Raw genomic sequence first — 23,298 nt, forward strand, 5'->3', positions numbered from 1 at the left:
GGCTGGAGGCCAGCGTCGCAGATGCGTCGCTACTGGCGCCCGCTGCTGCCTGAAGGGCTCCCGGCGACCCGATCGAGGCGGTCAAGCAAATCCTTGAAGCGGTCGGGAATGTCGGCTTCGATGCGGAAGGCCGGCAAGGTGCGCAGAAAACGCGTCATCGTCTTGGCACCGACTTGGCGCCTGACCTCCGTGGCGAGCCGTTCTTCGTTTTCAGCCTTGTTGCGGGTCATCATTTCAAAATCCTGTGTCGGCTCCGAAACTCCTCCAGCAAGCGAATGGTTCCCGCATCACGCGCTTGTGGCAAGGACAGCCGGCAAGTACGGTAAAGTTTGAATTAAAATCGAAGTATTGCCATCGGCCGCGTTGGGCCCGGCCGAAGGCCTCACAGTCGCTTACCTCTTGATTTTTGAGCGCCAAACCTCGATATCGGGCACAAAATCCAAACCATTCGAAATGACGGGAAACGGCGATGAGCGACCAGGCAAAAGACGAACGCGCGCCCAGCGAAGCCGAGGCGGCCGAGGCCAGTGCCGAGCGCACGGAAGGCAGCATCGACGGCGACTATGAAGCGCTTGTGCGATTGCTGAAGGAAAATGAAGAGCTGAAGGACCGCGCGCTGCGCGTCGCGGCCGAGATGGAAAACCTGCGTCGCCGCACCGCGCGCGACGTGCACGACGCGCGCACCTATGCGGTGGCGAACTTCGCCCGCGACATGCTGTCGGTGTCGGACAATCTGCGCCGCGCGCTGGACGCCATTCCGGCCGAGGCCAAGGCGTCGGGCGATGCCGGCTTCAAGGCGCTGATCGAAGGCGTCGACCTCACCGAGCGCGCCATGCTGTCGGCGCTGGAGCGGCACGGGGTCAAGAAATTGACTCCGGAAGGCGAGAAGTTCGATCCCAATTTCCACCAGGCGATGTTCGAAGTGCCCAATCCCGATGTCCCGGCCAACACGGTGGTTCAGGTCGTGCAGCCGGGCTATTCGATCGGCGAGCGCGTGCTGCGGCCGGCCATGGTCGGCGTCGCCAAAGGCGGGCCGAAGGTCGCCGCCGAGGCGCCGGTCGAGCCGGGGCCGGTCAACGAGCAGGCTGAGAAGGATGCGTGATAAGGGAGTAGGGGAGTAAGGCAGTAGGAGTAGGGGAGTAGGGGAGTAGGGAAAAAGGGAAAAAAGGGAGTCCAACCGACGGTGCGGCTTCGTGCTAAACATACTCCCCTACTCCCCTACTCCCCTACTCCCCTACTACCTGGCCTTCCATGCATCCCATCGCCCTTCTCGACTATGCCGGCATTGCAGTTTTTGCGGCGACGGGGGCGTTGGCTGCGTCGCGCAAGCAGCTCGACGTCATCGGTTTCCTGTTCCTGGCCAGCGTCACCGGCATCGGCGGCGGCACGTTTCGCGACCTCATCCTCAATGTGCCTGTGTTCTGGGTGGGAAACCGCGATTATGTGCTGATCTGCGCGGTGGTGGCGATCCTGGTGTTCTTCACCGCGCACCGCGTCGAATCCCGCTACAGACTGCTGCTGTGGCTCGATGCCATCGGGCTGGCCGCCTTTTCGGTGATGGGCGCGGCAAAGGGCCTGGCTATCACCGGTTCGCCGGTGGTTTCCATCATCACCGGCATGCTGACCGCGACCTTCGGCGGCATATTGCGCGATCTCCTGGCCGGTGAGCCATCGGTGCTGCTGAAGCCAGAGATCTACGTCACGGCTGCTCTGGCGGGCGCCGCCATCTTCACACTGGGCGACGTCGCCGGACTGCCGCAGTTTGTCTCAGGCTTGGCCGGTTTCGCCGTGGCGCTTGCGGTGCGTGGCGGTGCGCTTCGTTTCGGCTGGGCATTTCCGTCCTACAAGAGCCGGCCCGGCCGGCGGCCTGAGGATATTCCGTAAGAGAGGCAGTAGGGACTAGTTAGCAGTGAGTAGCGAGAGGAGCGTGACTCGTGACCTCTTGCCTACTGCCTAGTGCCTCACGCGGCGAAGCGCTGGGCTTCCCCGCCATAGTAGTTGACGTAGCGGGCACCGATCTCCTTGACCGGCATCACCACGAAGACGTCGACCGTCGAGAACTCGCGGTCGATGACGCAGCCGTCGCCGATGCGAGCACCGACGCGGAGGTAGCCTTTGACCAAAGGCGGCATCGCCGCGATCGCTGCCTTGGCATTGACCGCCTCGATCGGCATCAGGTCCATGGAACAATAGCGCCCGGTCACCGCGCGCACGTCCCAGGCCGAGTTCGTACGGCAATGATGGGAGAGATAGGTGAGCGCCTCGGCATGCGCCGCCGGCACGGTGCCCTGGAAGGAAGCGCAGCCGGTCATCACGCCGATTTCGTAGTGATTGATGTAGGCCCAGATGCCTTGCCAGAGCGCCTCGATGGTGCGCTTCGAGCGGTATTCGGGCAAAACGCAGGAACGGCCGAGCTCGAGAAAACGTTGGCCAGGGTGACGGGCGATGAGCTTGGTCAGTTCGAATTCGCCTTCGGAATAGAAGCCTCCGGCGGCAGCCGCGATTTCTTGCCGCAGCAGGCGATAGGTGCCGACGATGCGGCGATGCTCGGGGCCGGAAATTGAATTGTCGAAGACAAGCAGATGATCGCAGAGCGGATCGAACCGGTCGGCGTCACGGCGATCCTGCGCCTGGAACAGATCTTTCCTGGCGCCAAGCTCGTCGTAAAACACCCGGTAACGCACTTCCTGCGCGGCCGCGATCTCGGCCTCGTTGCGAGCCAGCCGCACTTCGAGATTGCCGATTCGACCGAGTGCTGCGCCCTTTATGACGGAATCGACATTACGTCCGGCAAGCAAGGCGCTGCTGGCGTTCGGCCGAGTGTCACATTCCGGCATAACTGTATGCACGAGTGATTCTCCTTCGAGCCATCCCTCTTGGCACGGGGATACGGTGTAGGTGCAACAGGATTGTGACAGTACCGTGATACGACGTCGCGGGCAATACTTCGTCGGCTGGCGAAAACGGTCAACCGGCTACGTTAGGTGAGGAAACTCGAGGCGCGGCGCGCCCGCGCGGGTTCGGGCAACGCGCTCCAGGCCTTGTTTTCATGCATGTCGTTTTTCTGAAGCCGAGGCCCACTTTTGGGCAAATGGATCAGCCGCGCGCTGGAAGAAACCGGCTCAAGCGGCGACCTGGCCCTCGACGGCGTTGACCAGCGCGTCGGGATCGAGTGGCTTGGTGACGAAACCGCTGGCGCCGTGGGCAAGCACGGCATGGCGGGTCTTTTCCTGGCTATCGGCCGACAGCACCATGATCGGCACGGGCGGCGCGGATGTCTCCTCTTCATGGCGGCGGATCGCAGCAATGGCGTCCAGCCCATCCATGACCGGCATATGCAGGTCCATCAGTACCACGTCGAAGCGGTGCTTGTGCCCGGCGCTGGTGACGGCCTCGACGGCGGCCTTGCCATTGCCGACCACCTGAACGCGGTGCCCAGCCTTCAACAGCGTGGCACGGGCCAGCATGGCATTGATGTCGTTGTCCTCGGCGATCAGCACCGACAGGCCCTGCTGGCGGTCACTCGAGGCGCGCAGCGCCGGTGTCCGACGCTTTTCCGGCTGCGGGTGGGCAAGTGCCGGCGCATGGCTGCTCAACAGGACACGCAAAAGTGTTCCCCCGCGCACCGGCCGGGCAAGGAAGGTCGTGTAGCCGCTGGCGCGGAATTCGCCCAGCATGCCGCGGTCGGTCGGTGCGATCAGCGTGATGGCCTCGCAATCGGAGAAGCCGCTTTGGCGCAACCGCTTGAGCAGCCTTCCATCGCTCTCTTCCATGGCCGCGTCGACCAGAAGCACGTCGCAGCCGTGAGCGAAGGGCGCAGCCTGCGCCACGGTGGTGGCGATGCCGGCCGTGCCGCCACTGGCGCGGATGGTGCGGGCGATGGCATCGGCCTCGACGGCGTTCCTTGACAGGATTACAGCGTGTCTGCCGGCAAGCGCGTCGAGCCGGCCCTGCGGCGCCTCGGTGGCCGCCGTGGCGGGGATTTCGAAGACGAATTCCGATCCCTGACCAAGCCGGCTGGAGACCGAGATCGTGCCGCCCATGGCAGCCACCAGACGCTTGGAGATGGCAAGTCCCAGGCCGGCCCCGCCATGCGTGCGCGTCGAGGTGCCGTCGGCCTGCTCGAACTCCTCGAAGATGCGCTCCATATCCTCGTCGCGCAGGCCGGGGCCGGTATCAGCGATGGTGAAGCAGATGCGGTCGGTGGTCTCGGTACGGGCGCGCGCGACGCTGACCAGCACGCCGCCGCCGTCGGTGAACTTGATGGCGTTGCCGATGAGGTTGAGCAGCACCTGCCTGACCCTGCCCGGATCGGCGGTGATCATCTGCGGCACATCCGGCTCGACGTGGCAGCCGAGGCCGATATCTTTGGCGAAGGCGCGCGCGGCCAGAAGTTCGATGATGTTGTCGGCGATCTCGCGCACCGACATCGGCTGCGGCTCGGGATCGAAGCGCCCGGCCTCGATCTTGGAATAGTCCAGCAGGTCCTCGATCAGGGCGAGCAAGGCGCTGGCCGATGTCGAGATTGCGCCGACATAAGTCTGCTGCTCCGGCGACAGGCTGGTGTCGGCGAGCAGCCTGGCCATGCCCATGATGCCGTTCATCGGCGTGCGGATTTCATGGCTGACGGTGGCGAGGAAGCGCGATTTGGCCTGGCTTGCGTATTCGGCCCGCTCGCGCGCGGTGATCAGCGAGGATTCGGCGCGCTTGCGGGCGGTGATGTCGCGGGCGATCGCGCGATGCGAAGCCGCTCCGCTGTCCTTGTCGCGCACCGACAGTTCGATCCACGAGAACCAGCGCGGGCCGCTCGGCGTGCGGATGGCGACATCGGTGGAACTCAGGCATTCATGATCGGAAAAGGCGGCATCGGGGACGATGCCGACTTCGATGCCGAGTTCGGCCAGCGTCTTGCCGGCAAGGTCGCGCTGATCGGTTTCGACGAGGTCGGCGAACACCTTGTTGGCGTAGACGATGTAGCCATCGCGGTCGCGATGGATGACGAGGTCGCCAAGTGCGTCGATGAGACCGCGAAAGCGCTCTTCGCTTTCCTGCATTTCCCACATGCGGTCGGCCAGCGTCTCGATCTCGGCGCGGCTGCGGGCGCTGGTCTCGTCGAGCATCACCGCGGTGCGGTGGACGCTGCGCCTGGCTTGCAGGTGCATGGCAAGGCCGGCGAGGCCGGTTGCCAGCAGAGCGAGGCTGATGAAGATCGGGGCCCCAGTCAGATGCGCGAGGCCCGCCAGCACGACGATGGCAAAGAAGGTCACGAGCGGCAGACCTTCCCCGCCGGCCAATTGCTGCTCGGGCACCAGCGGTGGCGCGGCGATGAACCGCCGCGCCGGCGACGGCGCGGCAAGCGCATCGACGTCGTCGCCAATATCCGCCTGTTGGCTGCCGGATTCCGCGATCATGCGAAACCCTTGCCAGACAGAGATTATGGAAAATTGCGGGGGATCGTTCGAATTTTAGCGGTTAGGGCGTTTTTGTCGCGACAGCGGCGGATTTGCCACCGGATTTGGCCGATTCGGGCCGCCCGCAGGCCTGTCAGGCAGGTCACATGTCGACGACGACGCGCCCGCGGATCTTGCCGTCGACGATGTCGCGCGCGGCATCGATGATGCCGTCGAAGCCGATGGTCGTGGACAGGCTGGCGAGTTTCTGCAGATCGAGATCGGCGCCGATGCGTCGCCAGGCCTCGAGACGCACCGCCTTCGGCGCCATCACCGAATCGATGCCGAGCAGGGAAACGCCGCGCAGGATGAAGGGGGCCACGCTCGACGGCAGATCCATGCCGCCGGCCAGGCCGCAGGCGGCGACCGCGCCGCCATAGGAGGTCATCGACAGCACATTGGCCAGCGTGTGGCTGCCGACCGCATCGATGCCGCCGGCCCAGCGTTCCTTGGCCAGCGGCTTGGCGGGCTGGTTGAGCTCGTCGCGCGAGATCACCTCGGCCGCGCCAAGGTTGATCAGATAGGGGCTTTCGGCATTGCGGCCGGTCGAGGCAACGACATGGTAGCCGAGGCTGGACAGGATGGAGACCGCGACGGAACCGACGCCACCGGCGGCACCCGTGACCACCACCGGGCCACGATCGGGCAGGATGCCGTGCCGCTCCAGCGCGATGACGCAGAGCATGGCGGTGTAGCCGGCGGTGCCGACCGCCATCGCATCATGCGGGCTCATGCCTTCCGGCAGCGGAACCAGCCAGTCGCCGTTGACACGGGCGCGCCCCGCATAAGCGCCGAAATGCGTTTCGCCGACACCCCAGCCGTTCAAGATCACCTTGTCTCCCTTGCGCCAGCCGGAATGGGAAGACGAGACGACGGTGCCGGAGAGATCGATGCCCGGCACCAGCGGCCAGCGGCGGATCACCGGCGCCTTGCCCGTAATGGCCAGTCCGTCCTTGTAATTCACCGTCGTTGCTTCCACCGCGACGGTGACGTCGCCGTCCATCAGGTCGGCGTCGGTGAGATTTGTCACGGCTACCGACTGCTTCTTGTCGGCGTCGCGCGAAACGAGGATGGCTTTGAAGGTTTCGGGCATCTTCTTCTCCGCGAGCTTGCTTGGCGGTGTGGACTGTGCGGCGATGGCCGCGCGCGGTCAATCGTTGGAAGGCTTGGCGTTCGAAGATTTGGGCTCGCGTCGCCAGCCGATGAGCTCGTCGAAGACGACCAATGCCGCGCCCACGGAAATGAAGGCGTCGGCGAGGTTGAAGACGGCGAAGGACCAGACCGGGGTGTGAAACAGGATGTAATCGATGACGTGGCCGTAGACGGCGCGATCGATCAGATTGCCCAGCGCTCCGCCGATGATCAGGGCAAAGCCGGTGCGGGCGATGACATGGCCCGATGGCGTGTGCGTGGCGAGATAGAGCACGAAAGCGACGACCAACACGGCGATGACCACGAGGCCGGTATCGCCGAGGGAGGAGAACATCGAGAAAGCGATGCCGGTGTTGTAGGTGCGAAACAGCGCCAGGAACGGCAAGAGATCGAGCTTTTCCTGAAACGGCAGGCCGGTCTCGACCAGGTGTTTTATCCACTGGTCGAGCGCTATGGCGATGACGGCGAGCAGTGCATAGGGGGACCATGATCTCATGGGCAGGCAACCTTCACTGCTGGTCGGTGACGGGTTCGAGCTTCAGCGCGCCGCGCCGGATCTCGAACAGCATGATGCCGGTGGCGACGGCGAGATTGAGCGAATCGGCGCGGCCAGCCTGGGGAATCCTGAGCAGCCTGTCGCAACTCGCCGCCAGGCTTTCGGGCAGGCCCTGCTGCTCGTTGCCCATCATCAGGAGTACCGGCCCGCGGGAAAAGTCGACCGAGCGGTAGTCGACGGCGCCTTTGAGATGGGTGCCGGCGACGAGGCCTGAAAAGCCGCCGCGCCAGGAGAGGAAAGCCTCGGTCGTCGCCTTGGCGACGGGTACGGCGAAGATCGAACCCATGGTGGCGCGCACCGTCTCCACGGAAAACGGATCGGTGGTGTCGCCGACCAGGATGACACCCTTGGCGCCGACGGCGTCGACGGTGCGGATGACGGTACCGAGATTGCCGGGATCGCGCACCCGGTCGAGCGCCACCCAGACGTCGCCATTGTTGGCGTGGACATCTTTCAGGGCCAGGAATTTCTGCGAGAAGACGCCGACCACCATTTGCGGATTGTCGCGGCGGGTGATGGCGACAAGCACCTTTTCCGACACTTCGAGCACCGTGCCGCCGGCGGCAACCGTGCGCGCCGCGACCTTTTCCACCGCGGGGTTGCCGCGTCCGGCCTTGGCGAACACAAGCGTCCGGATCTGCCAGCCCAAGTCGAGTGCATCGATGACCAGCTTCAGTCCTTCGGCCATGAAGGCGTTCTGCTGGTCGCGGAACTTCTTCAAGGCGAGCGCCTTGATGTCCTTGACCAGCGGATTGGCGAGGCTGGTGACTTCCTTAACCTGCCCGGGTGCGCCGGCGTGCCGTTCGTTCATTCAGGACTCCGGGGCATTCAGGCCACCCAGCGCGAAAACAGTGAGGTCGAAAGTGCCCGGCCGGCGGACTTTTCGCGGATGATCAACTCGCCCGACTCGACCTTGCCGCCCATGCCGGCAAACGTATCGCGCATCAAGGCATGGATGGCGAAGAACGAGGCGCGGATGGAATAGGCGGTCAGCACAACGGCAAGCGGCTTTGGGGTCAGGATCGAGCGGCAGAGATCGGTGAGCGCCGGCAAATCCTCGAACAATTGCCAGACCTCGCCCCTAGGGCCGCGTCCATAGGCCGGCGGATCGAAGAGCACGATGTCATAGCGGCTGCCGCGGCGTTCCTCACGCTCGGCGAACTTCACCGCATCGTCGACGATCCAGCGGATCGGCTTGCCGCCAAGCCCGGCCATTTCCTGGTTTTCACGAGCCCAGCCGATGGCTTTCTTCGAGGCGTCGACATGGGTGACCTCGGCGCCGGCGCGGGCCGCCACCAGCGAGGCAAGACCCGTGTAGCCGAACAGGTTCAGCACCTTGACCGGACGCTTGGCCGCCGTGATCAGCACGGCCATGTGGTCCCAGTGCGAGGCCTGCTCGGGAAAGACGCCGACATGGCGAAACGAGGTGAAACGGCCGAGATAGTCGATGCCGTCATGCTTCATCGGCCAGGTCTCGCCGAGCGGCGTCTTCGGAAAACGCCAGCGGCCAATGCCCTCTTCGTCGGTGTCGCCGGTGAAGACGGCGTCGGCACGCTCCCAGTCCTTCGCCGGCAAGGCCTTTTGCCAGATCGCCTGCCCCTCCGGCCGCACGATCCGGTAGGGGCCGTACTGCTCAAGTTTTTGGCCTGTACCGCTGTCGAGCAGCGCATAATCGGCATTCGGCGCCACTTCGAGGATCACGGGAAGCTGCTCGGCGGGCAGGGCGCCATCGCGGCGGGCAAGGACGCGCGGCGCGGATTTCGGCTCGGGCTGGTTGTCCGGTTTCACGATGTGTTGGTCGCGCGGCCTGGCGTCTGCCTTGACCGCCGGCCGGTTCTCCGGCGGGCGCGGCTGTGCGCCCCCACTTTTCGTCGGCTGGTGCGGGCGGCCGTCGCGGCGTTTGTCGCGAAAAGACTTCAAGAAGCAGCATCTCCGGCGGTTCGGCCCGCTTCTGCCACAGCTTCACCCCTGTGCGCAACAAACGGCGATCGCCGACGGCTCCAACCGGTCAGCCGTGCCTGATCGAAAGCAGGCCGACAACCAGCGATACGAAGCCGGCGGCCTTGATGCCGGTGACGACCATATGACCCGTTTCCCAACGCAGCCGGATGGCGCCGAAGTTCTCCGGTATAGGTCCGGGCACCCATGTCGCCAGAACGTCATTCGCCGGTTTGACCAGAACGGACCACATCGCCAGGGAGACGGCATAAAGCACGGCGGCGGCCAGCACGAACCAGAAGGCCGGACGATCGGCACGTAGCAGCCATGCCAGAAGTCCCGGACAGGCAATCGCAGCCACGTCCAGGGGAGCGCCGATGACCGCGAACAGCAGGAATTGGCCGTTGAAAACGGTGGTTTCGCGCCAGAGGGATGGCGACCATTTGGTCAGTCGAGGGACCGATTCCAGGACATGGGCGAAGGACGGTCCAAGGCTGAGCGCCGCGATGGTGGCGGTCAGGGTACACCAGAACAACAGGAATCCGCGCATCTCCGTCATTGCCGGATAACGGGGGGATGCCGAAGGTGTTCCAGGTCAAATCGCTTGCCGTCGAAAGCGCGGTAGCCCTATCGTCCGGCAGCACCGGATTGCAGCATCATGTCCCGCTCCGAACGCCTCCTCGACCTCATCCAGTGCCTGCGCCGGCATCGCCGGCCGGTGAGCGGTCAGCTGTTGGCCGCCGAGCTCGGGATTTCGATCCGCACGCTCTACCGCGACATCGCCACGCTGCAGGGGCAGGGGGCGCCGATCGAGGGCGAGGCGGGGGTCGGCTACGTGCTCAAGCCCGGTTTCATGCTGCCGCCGCTGATGTTCAGCGACGAGGAGATCGAGGCCATCGTGCTCGGCTCGCGATGGGTCGCGAAGCAACCGGACCGGCGTCTCTCGGCCGCGGCCGCCAATGCGCTGGCCAAGATCGCCGCCGTGCTGCCGGACGATCTGCGCGAGGGCCTCGATGCCTCGACGCTGCTTGTCGGGCCACCCGCAGCAATCATCGAGGGCATCGATCTCGGCATCGTGCGGCAGGCCATCCGCAACGAACGCAAGCTCGGCTTCCTCTATCGCGACGCCGGTGGCGCCGCTTCCGAGCGCGTGGTCTGGCCGTTTGCGCTCGGCTTCTTCGACAAGGTGCGGGTGGTGGTGGCGTGGTGCGAGATGCGGCAGGATTTCCGCCATTTTCGCGCCGACCGTATTGCCGAGCTGAAGGCAACCGACATGCGCTACCCGCGCCGCCGGCAGGCGCTGCTCAAGGAATGGCGAGCCACGCTCGACCAACCGCGTGGTCCATGAACGCTGCTGCCAGAATCTGACAGTATGTCATCCTATACAGGGCACATATCGAAACGCTCGGCCCTGGAGAACAGATATGGCAACCCCCAATTTCATTATCCTCTATGTCGACCAGCCGCTGCGGAGCGGCGCCTTCTATAGTGCGCTGCTAGGGCGCGAGCCGGTGGAGAGCGCGCCCACCTTCGTGCTGTTCGTGCTCGACAACGGCTTCAAGCTCGGCCTCTGGTCGCGGCATACGGTGGAGCCGGCGGCGGACGCGGCCGGTGGCGGCGCCGAGATCGTCTTTGCGCTCGATACGCGTGACGCGGTCGATGCCGCCCATGCCGACTGGGCTGGGCGTGGACTGAATATCCTGCAGGCGCCGACGGACATGGATTTCGGCCGCACATTCGTCGCGCTCGATCCCGACAATCATCGCCTGCGCGTCTATTGGCTGTCCGACGGGGAACAGACCAATGGAGAACAAAAATGAGCGCGCACTGGATCGCGGTGGCCTCGGCGCAACATGTCCGGCGCGGCCGCGAGGGCGGCTTCATGCAGGTCAACCACGGCAAGGCGGCACCCCTGCGCCGCGTCAGGCCCGGCGACGGCGTCGTCTACTATTCGCCGACCACTGTCCTGGGCGAGAAAGATGGCCTGCAGTCGTTCACGGCGATCGGCACGGTGCGGGAAGGGGAACCCTACCAAGGCGAGATGGGCGGCGGCTTCACGCCGTTCCGCCGCGATGTCGACTGGGTGGCGGCCGAGGAAACGCCGATCAAGCTCTTGCTCGACGGGCTGGACTTCACCGTCGGCAAATCGAATTGGGGGTATCAGCTGCGCTTTGGCCTGTTCTCGATCAGCGCGGCCGATTTCGCGCTGATCGCCGGGGCGATGGGCGCCAAACTGGCAGTGCCGGCGTCAAGCTAGCCCTTCAGCGCCTCGTAGACGGCAATGCCGGCGGCAAGATCCTCGAGCGCGGCGCCAACCGATTTGAACAGCGTGATTTCGCCGGCGCTTTCGCGGCCCTTCTTCTGGCCGCGCGCCAGTTCGTGCAGGTCGGCGACTATGGCTTCCGGCTTCAGCACGCCCGAGGCCAGTGGCTGGACGATGTCGCCGGCCTCCTTGGTGGCGCCGGCGCGGGTATCGACATAGACGCGGGAACGCACGATCGCGTCGTCGTCGCTTTCGCGCATCGCCGGCGTGAAGCCGCCGACCAGGTCGACATGGGTTCCGGGCTTGAGCAGTGCGCCCTTGATGAGCGGCGTGGTGGTGATTGTCGCCGAGGAGATAATATCGGCCTGCCCGAGTTCGGCATCGAGATCGATCGCGGCGCTGGCCGCGAAGCCTTCGGCGCGCAGATCGGCCGCGACTTTCTCTGCGTTGGCCGGCGTGCGGTTCCAGATGCGGATGGTGTTTATCGGCCGTACCGCCGAATGGGCCTTGGCGAGGAAGGGCGACAGCGCTCCGGCGCCGACCACGAGCAGCCGCGCGGCATCGTCGCGGGCGAGGTAGGACGCCGCCAACGCCGAAGCACAGGCCGTGCGCCACTGGGTCAGCCGCTGGCCGTCGATCAAGGCTTCCGGTTCGCCGGTGGCGCCTTCGAGCAAGAGATAGAGCCCCATCACAGCGGGCTTGCCGACGGCATTGTTGTCGGGCGAGACGGTGACGATCTTGACGCCGATGTGACCGCCGGCGGAGGTGCCGGCGGCGTTGAAATCGGTCCATGCCGGCATCAGCAGCAAGGTCGAGGCCGCGCCGTCCGGCCGCTCGACCGCGTGATGATGCCTGACCGGCTGCACCGCGCCCTCGCGAAACGCCGTGCGCAATGTCTCGACCAATCCAGGAAAGGTCAGCGCACGGTCGACCTCGGCGGCCGAAATGGTCAGCATGAAAGGCTCCGTTGAACGAAAGACGGCGAGCGGCGGTTCAAGCGGTCGGCTTGGGCAATGCTGCCCCTTGGACAGGCGCCTGCGGTGCCGCCGGCGCGCGGCTGACCGCCTGGCGCAGGTTTTCGGCCTCGACGCCGCGCTGGCGCGCCAGCTTGCGGTAGCGGCCCTGCTTGACCCATGTTGCCAGGCTGCCGACGATCATGCCGATGGCGAGAGCCGCAAACAGGAAAATGAACAGAGGCAAGCTCAGCGTCAGCTTTGGATTGCCTGGGTTGAACGGGTCCAGCGTGAAGGCGACGAGTTCGCGGTTGGCGACGGCGAGCGCGATCAGGATGATCGCGAGAGGCACGAAGACCACGATGAGCATGAAACGATTGAGCATTGTGTTTTCCGTCGGAAGCTGGCGCTGACGCGGCGCCTACTTGCCGCCGTTCAGCCTTTCGCGCAGTTCCTTGCCGGTCTTGAAGAACGGCACCCACTTCTCCTCGACCTCGACGGATTCGCCGGTGCGCGGATTGCGGCCGGTGCGGGCAGGGCGGTTTTTCACCGAAAACGCACCGAAGCCCCGCAGCTCGACCCGGTTGCCTTCGGCAAGCGCGTCGGTGATCTCATCGAAGATCGCGCCGACGATGTTTTCGACGTCGCGCAGGAAAAGATGCGGATTGCGCGTGGCAATAATCTGCACAAGTTCGGACTTGATCATCAGACGGGTCCCCGTGAAAGTACTGCGGTCAAAATTATGAGGATGATTTTATTTGCTTTTTCGGCTGTCCCAAACGGCGCTCAAGGGTGCCAGACGGAAACGAGACCGTCAAGAAACAAGCGGTCGGCGCCAAGTTCATGGATGATGTCGCCGCCGGAATCGGGCAGGCCGAGCGCGCTGCCGACCGTTTTCACCATGGCTTTTGACCACAGGAAGCCGCCGCGCCGTTCTGTCTCCTTCCACTCGACCACCTTGAGTTTGGCATCAACCCCCTTGGTCGCCAGCCAGTCGATCGCCACGGTCTCGCCGCCGACGGCGTCGATCAGTCCGTTGGCGACGCCCTGGCGGCCGGTGAAGATCGAACCATCGGCCAGCGCCAGCGCTTGCTCATGGGTCATCTTGCGGCGCTCGGCAACGATGCCGACGAACCAGTCGTAGCTGTCGAGGATAAGCTTGCGGACCATGGCGCGCTCATCGTCATTGGTCGGCTTGAAGGGCGAGGGCGAGGCCTTCAGCGGCGAGGATTTCACCTCTTCCAACTTGACGCCGAGCTTGTCCATCATGCCGCTGACGTCAGGATACTGGATCAGCACGCCGATCGAGCCGACGATCGAGGTCTTGCGGGCGACGATGTGATCGGCGGCACTGGCGATCATGTAGCCCGCCGAAGCGGCGAGCGTGCCGACCTCGGCCACGACAGGCTTGTCGGCGGCCAGCTTGCGCACCTCCTCATAGATCGATTCACCGCCGACGGTGGTGCCGCCGGGCGAATCGATCGCTAGGATCACGCCCTTCACCTTCGACGACTGGCGGATGGTTTCCAGCCGCTTGATCAGTTCGTCATCCTCGGTGATGGTGCCCTCGATCCTGACCTTGGCGATATGGTCGACCGTCGCGCCGCCGAAATCGTCGCCATAAAACCAGGACGACAGCGCAATCACCCCGAGGGCCACGATGCCGATAGCCGCGACACGCCAGAATGTCAGCTTACGCCGCAAACGGCGGCGGTCGATCAGGTCGTCGGCTCTTAGTGCCATGGTCAGCCTCACAGTCGGCGGGAAGAGACGCTTTTAGACCATGATGTCCCCATCGGGAAGCAGTTCCGTCCTTTTACGGCGCGGCAATCCCGCACGTCGATTCCCATGCTGTCGGTTTTGTGGACGGCCCGCGCAACGCACGCAAGATGAGCCGAGGGGCGCCAGTCATGAAAAAACGACGCAAGGACGTCCATTTCTGCTATGAAGCAGCGGCTGTTGTGCTGACCTCGTTTTCGTTTGTACAACGACAGCTGTCACATTTTTGCGGTTTTCGTGGGCTTGTGCTTGCTTGAGAGCGCTGGCGTACCACCTATAGGCGGTGCTCCGTGGGGGCAGGGTTTTAGAAGAAAGCAGTCATGTTAGCGCGACCGATTGAGCCGACCAGTCCCGAGGCGGAGTTGGCGCCCCCGGCGGATGACCAGACGCGGGGCGACGCGTTCGACCGTGCCCAGCGTCATTCGCGCCGCGTGCGGGTGCTCAAATTCGCCCTGCCCTTGGCCGCGGCCCTGATCGCCGTCGCCTTCCCGGTCTATTCCTATCTCGCCGCACCCGTTTCCGTCGCCGTACAGGCGGAAGGTACCGCCTTTTCGAATGGCAAGCTGGTGATGGCCAATCCCAAGCTCAACGGGTTCACCAAGCTGAAGCAACCTTATTCGATGACGGCCCTGCGGGCGATACAGGACGTCAGCACGCAAGGCATCATCGAGCTTGAGGGCATAGACGCCAAGGTGCCGATCGCGTCCGACAATGTCGCGGCGGTCAAAGCCTCGCACGGCACCTACGATCGCGATGGCAATACGATGAAACTGAACAGCGATGTCACGATCACCACGACAGACGGCTTGCAAGCCAAGTTCAAATCGGTCTTCCTCGACATGGGCAAAGGCACTATGAAGACGGACGATCCCGTCGATGTCAGCCGTGGCGGGTCGCAGATCACGGCGGATTCGATGTCGGTCCAGGACAATGGCAAGATCCTGGTGTTCGAGAACAAAGTGCGCGTCAACATCGATCCCGCCGCTCTGAAGGCGGCTGAGGCAAAGGGCGAAGAAGCGAATGTGGCTCAATAGTTCGACACGGCTGGTGGCCGCAACGTCAGCGCTGCTCCTGCTGGGCTTGGCACCGTCGTTGGCGCAGTCGACCACCCAATCAGGCCTGAAACTGTCCGGCGACAAGCCGATCCAGATCGAAAGCGACAAGCTGGAAGTCCGCCAGGCCGACAGTGTCGCCATCTTCACGGGCAATGTCAGCGTCGTCCAGGGGCCGACGCTGATGAAGGCCGGCAAGATGACGGTCTATTACGTCAAGGATGCCAACGCCGCCGCCAAGGGCACGGAAGCCGCGGGCGCGGCGATGACCGGCTCTGCCAACATCGATCACCTGGAGATTTCCGACAAGGTTTACATCAAGTCGGATGCGCAGGTCGCGACCGCCGATCAAGGCAGCTTCGACATGAAGAGCCAGGTTCTGGTGCTTTCGGGTCAGAAGGTGGTGCTCTCGCAAAACGACAACGTCCTGGTCGGCTGCAAACTGGTCGTGCAGATGAAAACCGGGCTTGCCCAAGTCGATCCATGCGCCGGGAAGCGCGTCGTGATGTCGATCACGCCGCCGCCGAAATCGGGAGCGACGAACCCCTGATGGCCAGCCTGTCGTCGCTGACGGCACGTCTTCCGGGACGAGCCGCAGCTAAGCTTTCGGCTCCGGCCACGATCAACGTCGACAAGGCGAAGTTCAAGGGGACCTTGATCGCCAAGGGTCTGACCAAGAGCTACAAGGGCCGCAAGGTTGTCAGTGGCGTCACGCTTGGCGTGCGTGCCGGCGAGGCGGTGGGGCTGCTCGGCCCCAACGGCGCCGGCAAGACCACCTGCTTCTACATGGTCACCGGCTTGGTGCCGGTCGATGAAGGCACGATCGAGATCGACGGCTTCGACGTCACCTCGATGCCGATGTACCGCCGCGCTCGCCTCGGCATCGGCTACCTGCCCCAGGAAGCGTCAATTTTCCGTGGCCTCAACGTCGAGCAGAATATCCGCGCCGTGCTGGAAGTGGTCGAGAAGGACCGCAAGGTGCGCGAGCGCAACCTGGACGAACTGCTCGAGGAGTTCCACATCAGCCATCTGCGCAAGGCGCCATCCATGTCGCTGTCGGGCGGCGAGCGGCGGCGCCTGGAAATCGCGCGCGCTCTGGCGACGCGCCCGGCCTACATGCTGCTCGACGAGCCCTTTGCCGGTATCGATCCGATCGCCGTTGCCGACATCCAGCAGCTGGTGCGCCATCTGACGGCGCGCGGCATCGGCGTGTTGATCACCGACCACAATGTGCGTGAGACGCTCGGCCTGATCGACCGCGCCTACATCATCCACGCCGGCCAGGTGCTGACCCATGGCCGGGCCGACGAAGTGGTGGCAAACCCCGACGTGCGGCGGCTTTATCTCGGTGAGGGTTTTACGCTGTAAGCGGTTCACCGGTTCACGGAAACGCCAAGCCGCTCAGCCTTTTGTCGTGACGCAATTCCCTGGGGAAAGCGCCGGGCGCCTTCCCCGGGAAGGCCGTCTCAAACTTTTTCTGGAATCGCTCTGAGCGTGAAATTTGTTTCCTGACACGATTTTTTGCGCGTTGCGGCCCGTTTTTCCGCGATTTTGCTCCGGGATAACGCTCCGGTAAGCGGGTTTTGCTAGCCTTTGCCTTGACAAGCAAAAGCCGGGCCAGTTTCTATGGCCGGCCGCGAAAATTCTTTTCCGGATGTCCGGATGCGTAGACGAGGCGTTTGAAACCGAACCATGGCGTTGGCGGCCAAACTACAGCTCCGACAATCGCAGTCGCTGGTGATGACGCCGCAGCTGATGCAGTCGATTCGGCTGCTGCAGTTCACCCATGTCGAACTCGAACATTTCATCGACGAGGAGATCGAGCGCAACCCTCTCCTGGAGCGCGCCGAGCCGCAGGACGATGCCGTGGGCGACCTGGCGCAGAAAGCCGAGGCGGAGCCGCAAGCGGCCGCCGAAGGCGACTGGTTCGAGAACGAGGCGGGCTGGAGCGCCGAGGCGATCTCGGACAAGCTCGATACGTCCCTGGAAAACCTGTTTCCCGACGATCCGGGCACCAGCGAGCGGCTCGGGCCTGACCTGACGGCGCAATGGAAATCAGCTTCGGGCAATGGCGGCGGCTCCTCGTCCGAGGGGCTCGATGCCGGCGACATGGCGGCGAGCGCCATCACGCTGCGCGACCATGTCGGCGAGCAGATCGCGCTCGCCTTCGTCGATCCCGCTGCGCGGCTGATCGCCAGGGAACTCGCCGATGGTCTCGACGAAACCGGCTATGTCAGGGTCGATCTCGCCGAGATCGCCACGCGGCTGGGTACTGACGCCGCGGCCGTGGGCAAGGTGCTGGCCGTGTGCCAGACGTTCGAGCCGGTGGGGCTGTTCGCGCGCGATCTTGCCGAATGCCTGTCGCTGCAGCTTGCCGTGCGTAACCGGCTCGATCCGGCGATGAAGGCCCTGGTTGCCAATCTCGAACTGCTGGCGCGGCGCGATTTCCACGCGCTGAAGCGCATCTGCGGCGTCGACGAAGAAGACCTGCTCGACATGCTGGCCGAGATCCGGGCTCTCGATCCGCGGCCGGGCATGGCGTTTTCGGGCGGCGCCAGCGACGCCATCGTCGCCGATGTCGAGGTGCGCGCGGCCAATGACGGCAGCTGGACCGTCGAACTCAATGCCGAAACGCTGCCGCGCGTGCTGGTCGACCATATCTATTTCGCCCAGGTCTCTCCGCACGCCAAGAACCAGGCGGAAAAGGATTTCCTGGCCGAATGCCTGCAAAACGCCAACTGGCTGACGCGCAGCCTCGACCAGCGGGCAAAGACGATCCTCAAAGTGGCCTCGGAGATCGTCCGCCAGCAGGATGCCTTCCTGGTCCATGGCGTGCGCCACCTGAAGCCGCTCAACCTGCGCACGGTGGCCGATGCCATCGGCATGCACGAATCGACCGTGAGCCGGGTCACCGCGAACAAATACATGCTGACCCCGCGCGGTGTGTTCGAGCTGCGCTATTTCTTCACCGCTTCGATCGCGGCATCGGGCGGCGGCGACGCGCATTCCTCGGAAGCCGTGCGTGACCGCATCAAGCAGCTGATCGACGAGGAGAAACCCGTCGATGTGCTGTCGGACGATGCGATCGTCGACATGCTCAGGGAAAGCGGCGTCGATATTGCCCGGCGAACGGTCGCCAAATACCGGGAAGGCATGAATATTCCATCCTCCGTGCAGCGCCGGCGCGAGAAACGGGCATTGGCCAGCGCAGGGCGCTAGAGGCAATTCCCGAGGGAATTGCGTGAAGGCAAAGAGATGAAGCGGTTCGGCCTTTCCGCGAAAGGACGAACTGCTCCAGACGCTCCCGATTTTCCACAGCCTTCGAGCTTCATTGACAAGCCGCGGTGAAGTGGCTAGAAGCCCGCCCGCATGAGACGGGCTCGATGCCCGCTAGCGGATGGTCCGTCACGACAATGACCTCGGGATGGTCAAGAAGGCGGCTTGTGATCAACCGGAAAGTTTGGATTTAAATCGGCGCGAGTGACGCCGCAAAGCTTGTGCGCACGGACCACGAGTATAAACTCCGGCCAGTTTGAAGCCTGAGCAAGGAAGGTCAGTTTTCAGATGAATCTGCGCATATCGGGAAAACACATGGATATCGGCGATGCGTTCCGTACACGCATCAACGATCGTGTCGGCGAAGCAATCGGGAAATATTTCGATCGCGGCTTCGCCGGACATGTCACGGTCATCAAATCGGGCTCGCGCTATTCGGCGGATTGCATGATCCGGCTGGATTCGGGCGCTTCGCTGCAGGCCACAGGCGATGCCCAGGATCCGACGCTTGCCTTCGAGACGGCGGCGGACCGGCTGGAGACCCGGCTTCGGCGCTACAAGCGTCGGCTGAAATCGCACAATTCAGGCGGCGGCAACGGTGAGTTGACCGACATCGCCTATACGGTAATGGCGCCGCTTGCCGATGACGAAGAGGAGATGTCGGAGGATTTTGCGCCCGCCATCATCGCCGAATCGACCATGACGCTGAAGACCATGTCGGTGGCGTCTGCGGTCATCGAACTCGACACCAAGGACAGCCCGGTCTTCGTCTTCCGTAACGCTGGAACCGACCATCTCAACATCGTCTATCGCCGGCCCGATGGAAATATCGGCTGGATCGACCCGTCCACGACCAAGGTCTCACAGGCGTGACGACAAGGGTCGCACTGGGATAAAAGCCGGCCGCACGAGGGGTGGGGACTGGTGACGGCAGGCGAACAAGGGATTTTCAAGCATGGGTCTGAGCGATCTTATCAGCGTTCCGGCGATTTTGCCGGCGTTGAAGGCGAACTCCAAGAAGCAGCTTCTGCAGTTGCTGTCCGAGCGTGCCGCGGCGATTTCGGGCATTCCGGAACGGGAGGTGTTCGACACCATCCTGCAGCGTGAGCGGCTGGGCTCGACCGGCGTCGGCAATGGCATCGCCATTCCGCACGGCAAGCTGGCCGGCGTGAAGCGTATTGCCGGTGTTTTTGCCCGGCTGGAGACGCCCGTCGATTTCGAATCGCTGGACGACCAGCCTGTCGATCTGGTGTTTCTGCTGCTGGCGCCGGAAGGGGCGGGCGCCGATCACCTGAAGGCGCTGTCGCGCATTGCCCGGGTGCTGCGCGACGCCGACACCGTGGCCAAGGTCAGGGGTACGCGCGATGCCACGGCGATCCATGCGCTTTTGTCGGATACGCAGGCCTCGCACGCTGCCTGATGTTTTTTTGAACGGATATGCAAGGGCCGCGGGTGAGCGGCCCTTTTCGTTTCAGCCGGCCAGTCCGCCGATTTTGTCTTGACGCAATTCCCAAAGGAAAACGCCATGCGTTTTTCCCGGGAAAAACGCCAACACTTTTCCTGGAATTGCCTTAATGGATGGCGACGGTGGTCAGGTCGTTTTCCATGGCGCCGGCCAGCGCGCGGTCACGCGCGTCGGAAAGCAGGATCGGCTGGCCATTGGCGGCAAACAGGGCCCACAATTCCATGCCGGGCGCGATTTCACCGATGTTGGGGAAGCGGCCGAGCAGTTCATCGCTCGAGACCTTGCGCAGATAAGCGACGGAGCCCTCGCCGAGATGGGCGAATTCGCCATTCGTCATGGTGATGTTTTCAGTTCTGGTCATTTCAAGCCTCCTTGGCGCGAGGACGCCGCCCTTTTCAGGGGCATAGGCCATCCCGCATGAGAGCCATCGGTAAAGATCAGTCTTTCACCGATATGTTTATTTTCCGTACCAGCCGTTCGGACTCCGGCCGATCGAGGTCGATCGACAAAAGGCCGTTCTTCAATTCCGCCGCGATAACCCGCATGCCGTCGGCCAGCACGAAGCAGCGCTGGAACTGGCGCGCGGCAATGCCGCGATGGAGGAATTCGCGCTCGGTGTCGTCGGTTTGACGGCCGCGCACGACCAACTGGTTTTCCTCCGTTGTCACATCGAGATCGCTTTCGGCGAAACCGGCGACGGCGAGCGTGATGCGCAGCCTTTCGGCCTTGCCGTCGGCACCGCTGAGCCGTTCGATGTTGTAGGGAGGGTAGCTGTCGCCGGATTTCGCCAGACGTTCCAGCGTCTTTTCCATGGCGTCGAAACCCAGGAGAAGCGGGCTGGAGAAAGGCGTCATTCGGCTCATGTTACACTGTCCTCTGAAGAGCGACATAAAGTGGAAAAACCCAGATGGCATTTTTCCCGTTGCCCTTGATATGGTCCGCCCCACGACCAAGTTCAAGCCGTCAAAAGACCCGCCCAAAAAGACCAGGCCTTGGACTCACAGGAATAATCGACATGGCGCTTGAAACGACGCGCGGATGCAAGGAGAAGCGCTGGGGTCGGGATCGTTCCCGGTCGAGCGGTTCGGCAGTTTGCAGACGTTTCGGCGTCCTTCGGGCGCGTGATCGACCCGGTGAGCTCACGGCCAGCCAAACAAGGAATTGAAATGCCGCAACCACGCAAGATCATCATCGACACCGACCCCGGCCAGGACGATGCCGTCGCCATTCTGCTGGCGCTTGGCAGCCCCGAACTGGAGATCGTCGGCATATCCGCCGTCGCCGGCAACGTGCCGCTGAAGCTTACCGAAAAGAATGCCCGCAAGGTCTGCGAATTGGCCGGCCGGCCCGACATCAAGGTCTATGCCGGCGCCATCCGTCCGCTGGCGCGCGAACTGGTCACCGCCGAGGCAGTGCACGGCAAGACCGGCCTCAATGGGCCGCAATTGCCCGAACCGGCGATGAAGCTGCAGGAGCAGTATGCCGTCGACTTCATCGTCGAGACGCTGATGAAGGAAGACAGTGGCACCATCACGCTCTGCGCGCTCGGACCGCTCACCAACATCGCGCTGGCGCTGATCCGCGAACCGCGGATCGCGCCGCGCATCAAGGAAATCGTGCTGATGGGCGGCGGCTTTTTCGAAGGCGGCAACGTCACCCCGACGGCCGAATTCAACATCTACGTCGATCCGCAGGCGGCCGACCTGGTGTTCAAGTCCGGCATTCCGATCGTGATGATGCCGCTCGACGTCACCCACAAGGCGCTGACCACAGCCAAGCGCACGCAGGCCTTCCGCAAACTCGGCACCAAGGTCGGCATTGCCGCCGCCGAGATGCTGGAATTCTTCGAACGCTTCGACGAGGAGAAATACGGCACCGACGGCGGCCCGCTGCACGATCCCTGCGTCATCGCCTATCTGCTGAAGCCGGACCTGTTCAAGGGCCGCAACTGCAACGTCAGCGTGGAAACCGTTTCGGAGCTGACCATGGGCATGACCGTCATCGACTGGTGGGGCGTCACCAATCGGGAAAAGAACGCCATGGTGATGCGCGACATCGACCATGACGAGTTTTTCGCGCTGCTGGTGGAAAGGCTGGGGCGGCTTTAGGGGCCGCCCTTTTGCCTTCTCCCCCTGCCTGCGGGAGAAGGTGGCCTCGCGAAGCGAGGTCGGATGAGCAACCGTGCCTCAGACCGAAGCCGGATCCCAAGGTTTGTCGTCCCGGATCATGGCATTGAGGGTTGTNCGGATGAGCAACCGTGCCTCAGACCGAAGCCGGATCCCAAGGTTTGTCGTCCCGGATCATGGCATTGAGGGTTGTGATCAGCTTGCGCATGACAGCAACGATGGCGACCTTTGCCACCTTGCCCTTGGCCCGCAGGCGCTGGCGGAAAGCGGCGAAGACGGGATTATGCACTCCGGCGCTGAGCGCTGCCATGTAGAGGACGTTGCGGACCGGCTCTCGACCACCCCAGATACATCGCTTGCCTTTGAGCTTGCCGCTATCGTGGTCGAAGGGAGCGAGCCCGACCAGGGCGGCGATCCGCCGGTTGGACAAGCGACCGAGTTCAGGCAGCAGTGCGATCAGTGTGGCACTCAAGACCGGGCCGACGCTGGGCGTGGAACGCAGCAAGCTGTTGCGGTGAGCCATGGCGGGATCAGCCGCAATGGCCTGGGCGATGCTTTTGTCGAGCAGCAGGATGTCGGCACGGAGCCGGCTCGCTCGCCGCTTGGCCAGGCGCTTGAGAGCGGCATCGCGCACGTGTTCGAGTTGGTTGTTGACACGGCTGAGTTCGGCATGGAGTTGGCGCCGCACGGTGACCAGTTCGATCACCAACTCCAGACTTGGATCAAACTCCACCGGACGCACCGGCAGCGTTGCCAGGAAGCGTGCGATCACACGTGCATCGAGGCGATCGTTCTTGGCGTTGACGCCGGCCGCCCGTGCGAACTGGCGCAGCCTGTGGGGATTGATGCGACGCACCGGCAGGCCTTTTTGCCACAGTGCCTTGAGCACAGCCCGTTCATAGCCACCGCTCGCCTCAAGGCCAATGGCATCAAGCTCGCAGCCCGACAGCCGCTCGACCAATGCCGCATGACCGGCTTCGTCATTGTCGACCGCGAACAACTCCCCTGTTTCCAAAATGGCCACGTCCAGCCGATCCTTGGCCACATCGATGCCGACATGCAGTGCAATTTGTGTCATCTTCTGATCCCTTCCTTGCTGGTGCGGGGTCGAACCCTAGCAACCGTTCGGGCTGTGGAAGATGCGGTCGGAGCTCCTTGCTCATCCACGGGCTTATGCCAAGGGGTGTACGGGCTTCCGCCGCAACGGGTGATCCGGTCATGACCCGGGTCACCCGTCAGCCCGATCATGCATGATTCGAGAGACACAAGGGGTGTTCCAGGGAACGCC

The 23,298-nt window shown here is 63.6% G+C and carries 27 protein-coding genes; 12 read left to right on the forward strand and 15 right to left on the reverse strand.

Annotated elements, in window-relative coordinates; translation table 11 throughout:
- Positions 1-29: 29 nt before the first annotated feature.
- Complete coding sequence (locus tag X743_RS164455) at positions 30-233, reverse strand: NepR family anti-sigma factor (protein ID WP_023764035.1); 204 nt, start codon at positions 231-233, stop codon at positions 30-32.
- Between the two features lie 236 nt (positions 234-469).
- Here X743_RS164455 and grpE point away from each other — a divergent pair, with 236 nt between their 5' ends.
- Together grpE and X743_RS164445 are read left to right on the forward strand one after the other, a co-directional pair.
- On the forward strand, positions 470-1,102 hold the full coding sequence (gene grpE / locus X743_RS164450) for a nucleotide exchange factor GrpE (protein ID WP_023764036.1): 633 nt from the start codon (positions 470-472) through the stop codon (positions 1,100-1,102).
- A gap of 149 nt (positions 1,103-1,251) precedes the next feature.
- Positions 1,252-1,884 (forward strand): trimeric intracellular cation channel family protein, encoded by a 633-nt coding sequence (locus X743_RS164445; RefSeq protein WP_023764037.1) that lies wholly within the window; start codon positions 1,252-1,254, stop codon positions 1,882-1,884.
- 77 nt (positions 1,885-1,961) lie between these two features.
- Here X743_RS164445 and X743_RS164440 read toward each other — a convergent pair whose 3' ends face one another.
- The 7 genes from X743_RS164440 to X743_RS164410 form a co-directional block, all read right to left on the reverse strand.
- Positions 1,962-2,837: a GNAT family N-acetyltransferase gene (locus X743_RS164440; protein ID WP_023764038.1), complete on the reverse strand. Its 876-nt coding sequence runs from the start codon at positions 2,835-2,837 to the stop codon at positions 1,962-1,964.
- A 285-nt stretch (positions 2,838-3,122) separates the two neighbouring features.
- Positions 3,123-5,411 carry a PAS domain-containing hybrid sensor histidine kinase/response regulator gene (locus tag X743_RS164435; protein ID WP_023764039.1) on the reverse strand — a complete coding sequence of 763 codons (2,289 nt, stop codon included), beginning with the start codon at positions 5,409-5,411 and terminating at the stop codon, positions 3,123-3,125.
- A gap of 142 nt (positions 5,412-5,553) precedes the next feature.
- Positions 5,554-6,543 carry an MDR family oxidoreductase gene (locus tag X743_RS164430; protein ID WP_023764040.1) on the reverse strand — a complete coding sequence of 330 codons (990 nt, stop codon included), beginning with the start codon at positions 6,541-6,543 and terminating at the stop codon, positions 5,554-5,556.
- A 57-nt stretch (positions 6,544-6,600) separates the two neighbouring features.
- Positions 6,601-7,098 (reverse strand): signal peptidase II, encoded by a 498-nt coding sequence (gene lspA, locus X743_RS164425; protein WP_023764041.1) that lies wholly within the window; start codon positions 7,096-7,098, stop codon positions 6,601-6,603.
- A gap of 13 nt (positions 7,099-7,111) precedes the next feature.
- Positions 7,112-7,969: an RNA methyltransferase gene (locus X743_RS164420; RefSeq protein WP_023764042.1), complete on the reverse strand. Its 858-nt coding sequence runs from the start codon at positions 7,967-7,969 to the stop codon at positions 7,112-7,114.
- Positions 7,970-7,986: 17 nt separating this feature from the next.
- Positions 7,987-9,078 (reverse strand): class I SAM-dependent rRNA methyltransferase, encoded by a 1,092-nt coding sequence (locus X743_RS164415; protein ID WP_023764043.1) that lies wholly within the window; start codon positions 9,076-9,078, stop codon positions 7,987-7,989.
- 88 nt (positions 9,079-9,166) lie between these two features.
- The gene (locus X743_RS164410; protein ID WP_032922859.1) at positions 9,167-9,655 is read right to left on the reverse strand and encodes a DUF1772 domain-containing protein; all 489 of its coding nucleotides are present in this window, start codon (positions 9,653-9,655) and stop codon (positions 9,167-9,169) included.
- A 99-nt stretch (positions 9,656-9,754) separates the two neighbouring features.
- Here X743_RS164410 and X743_RS164405 point away from each other — a divergent pair, with 99 nt between their 5' ends.
- The 3 genes from X743_RS164405 to X743_RS164395 all read left to right on the forward strand — a co-directional run bounded on the left by X743_RS164405 (position 9,755) and on the right by X743_RS164395 (position 11,353).
- Entirely contained in the window at positions 9,755-10,444 is a 690-nt protein-coding gene (locus X743_RS164405) for a YafY family protein (protein WP_023764045.1), read from the forward strand.
- Positions 10,445-10,520: 76 nt separating this feature from the next.
- Positions 10,521-10,916 carry a VOC family protein gene (locus tag X743_RS164400; RefSeq protein WP_023764046.1) on the forward strand — a complete coding sequence of 132 codons (396 nt, stop codon included), beginning with the start codon at positions 10,521-10,523 and terminating at the stop codon, positions 10,914-10,916.
- Positions 10,913-11,353 carry an EVE domain-containing protein gene (locus X743_RS164395; protein ID WP_023764047.1) on the forward strand — a complete coding sequence of 147 codons (441 nt, stop codon included), beginning with the start codon at positions 10,913-10,915 and terminating at the stop codon, positions 11,351-11,353. Before X743_RS164400 ends, X743_RS164395 begins: the two co-directional genes overlap by 4 nt.
- Here the strand turns inward: X743_RS164395 and X743_RS164390 are convergent.
- The 4 genes from X743_RS164390 to sppA form a co-directional block, all read right to left on the reverse strand.
- Positions 11,350-12,315: an ornithine cyclodeaminase family protein gene (locus X743_RS164390; protein ID WP_023764048.1), complete on the reverse strand. Its 966-nt coding sequence runs from the start codon at positions 12,313-12,315 to the stop codon at positions 11,350-11,352. The genes X743_RS164395 and X743_RS164390 overlap by 4 nt on opposite strands.
- Positions 12,316-12,352: 37 nt before the next feature.
- Positions 12,353-12,697, reverse strand: a complete 345-nt coding sequence (locus X743_RS164385) for a DUF1049 domain-containing protein (RefSeq protein ID WP_023764049.1) — start codon at positions 12,695-12,697, stop codon at positions 12,353-12,355.
- Between the two features lie 36 nt (positions 12,698-12,733).
- Entirely contained in the window at positions 12,734-13,018 is a 285-nt protein-coding gene (locus X743_RS164380) for an integration host factor subunit beta (RefSeq protein ID WP_006200394.1), read from the reverse strand.
- An 80-nt stretch (positions 13,019-13,098) separates the two neighbouring features.
- Positions 13,099-14,055, reverse strand: a complete 957-nt coding sequence (gene sppA / locus X743_RS164375; RefSeq protein ID WP_023764050.1) for a signal peptide peptidase SppA — start codon at positions 14,053-14,055, stop codon at positions 13,099-13,101.
- 356 nt (positions 14,056-14,411) lie between these two features.
- On the opposite strand from sppA, the gene lptC reads away from it, so the two are divergent.
- From lptC to ptsN, 6 genes are all read left to right on the forward strand, one after another.
- The gene (gene lptC / locus X743_RS164370) at positions 14,412-15,125 is read left to right on the forward strand and encodes an LPS export ABC transporter periplasmic protein LptC (RefSeq protein ID WP_023764051.1); all 714 of its coding nucleotides are present in this window, start codon (positions 14,412-14,414) and stop codon (positions 15,123-15,125) included.
- On the forward strand, positions 15,112-15,693 hold the full coding sequence (locus X743_RS164365) for an LptA/OstA family protein (RefSeq protein WP_023764052.1): 582 nt from the start codon (positions 15,112-15,114) through the stop codon (positions 15,691-15,693). Before lptC ends, X743_RS164365 begins: the two co-directional genes overlap by 14 nt.
- Entirely contained in the window at positions 15,693-16,511 is an 819-nt protein-coding gene (lptB, locus tag X743_RS164360; RefSeq protein ID WP_023764053.1) for an LPS export ABC transporter ATP-binding protein, read from the forward strand. Before X743_RS164365 ends, lptB begins: the two co-directional genes overlap by 1 nt.
- A 324-nt stretch (positions 16,512-16,835) precedes the next feature.
- Positions 16,836-18,362 (forward strand): RNA polymerase factor sigma-54, encoded by a 1,527-nt coding sequence (rpoN, locus tag X743_RS164355; protein WP_023764054.1) that lies wholly within the window; start codon positions 16,836-16,838, stop codon positions 18,360-18,362.
- Positions 18,363-18,707: 345 nt separating this feature from the next.
- A complete protein-coding gene (raiA, locus tag X743_RS164350) occupies positions 18,708-19,292 on the forward strand; it encodes a ribosome-associated translation inhibitor RaiA (protein ID WP_023764055.1) in 585 nt (194 codons plus the stop codon).
- Positions 19,293-19,374: 82 nt separating this feature from the next.
- Complete coding sequence (ptsN, locus tag X743_RS164345) at positions 19,375-19,839, forward strand: PTS IIA-like nitrogen regulatory protein PtsN (RefSeq protein WP_013893012.1); 465 nt, start codon at positions 19,375-19,377, stop codon at positions 19,837-19,839.
- 151 nt (positions 19,840-19,990) lie between these two features.
- Here ptsN and X743_RS164340 read toward each other — a convergent pair whose 3' ends face one another.
- Both X743_RS164340 and X743_RS164335 read right to left on the reverse strand, forming a co-directional pair.
- Positions 19,991-20,245 carry a DUF1150 family protein gene (locus tag X743_RS164340; RefSeq protein WP_013893013.1) on the reverse strand — a complete coding sequence of 85 codons (255 nt, stop codon included), beginning with the start codon at positions 20,243-20,245 and terminating at the stop codon, positions 19,991-19,993.
- Positions 20,246-20,321: 76 nt separating this feature from the next.
- A complete protein-coding gene (locus tag X743_RS164335) occupies positions 20,322-20,747 on the reverse strand; it encodes an Hsp20 family protein (RefSeq protein ID WP_013893014.1) in 426 nt (141 codons plus the stop codon).
- Positions 20,748-21,050: 303 nt separating this feature from the next.
- Between X743_RS164335 and X743_RS164330 the strand changes: the two genes are divergently transcribed.
- Positions 21,051-21,992: a nucleoside hydrolase gene (locus tag X743_RS164330; protein ID WP_023764056.1), complete on the forward strand. Its 942-nt coding sequence runs from the start codon at positions 21,051-21,053 to the stop codon at positions 21,990-21,992.
- 154 nt (positions 21,993-22,146) lie between these two features.
- Here X743_RS164330 and X743_RS164325 read toward each other — a convergent pair whose 3' ends face one another.
- Positions 22,147-23,088 (reverse strand): IS110 family transposase, encoded by a 942-nt coding sequence (locus tag X743_RS164325; RefSeq protein WP_031257431.1) that lies wholly within the window; start codon positions 23,086-23,088, stop codon positions 22,147-22,149.
- Between the last annotated feature and the right edge of the window lie 210 nt (positions 23,089-23,298).

The organism is Mesorhizobium sp. LNHC232B00 (assembly GCF_000502435.1).
Classification (GTDB): domain Bacteria; phylum Pseudomonadota; class Alphaproteobacteria; order Rhizobiales; family Rhizobiaceae; genus Mesorhizobium; species Mesorhizobium opportunistum.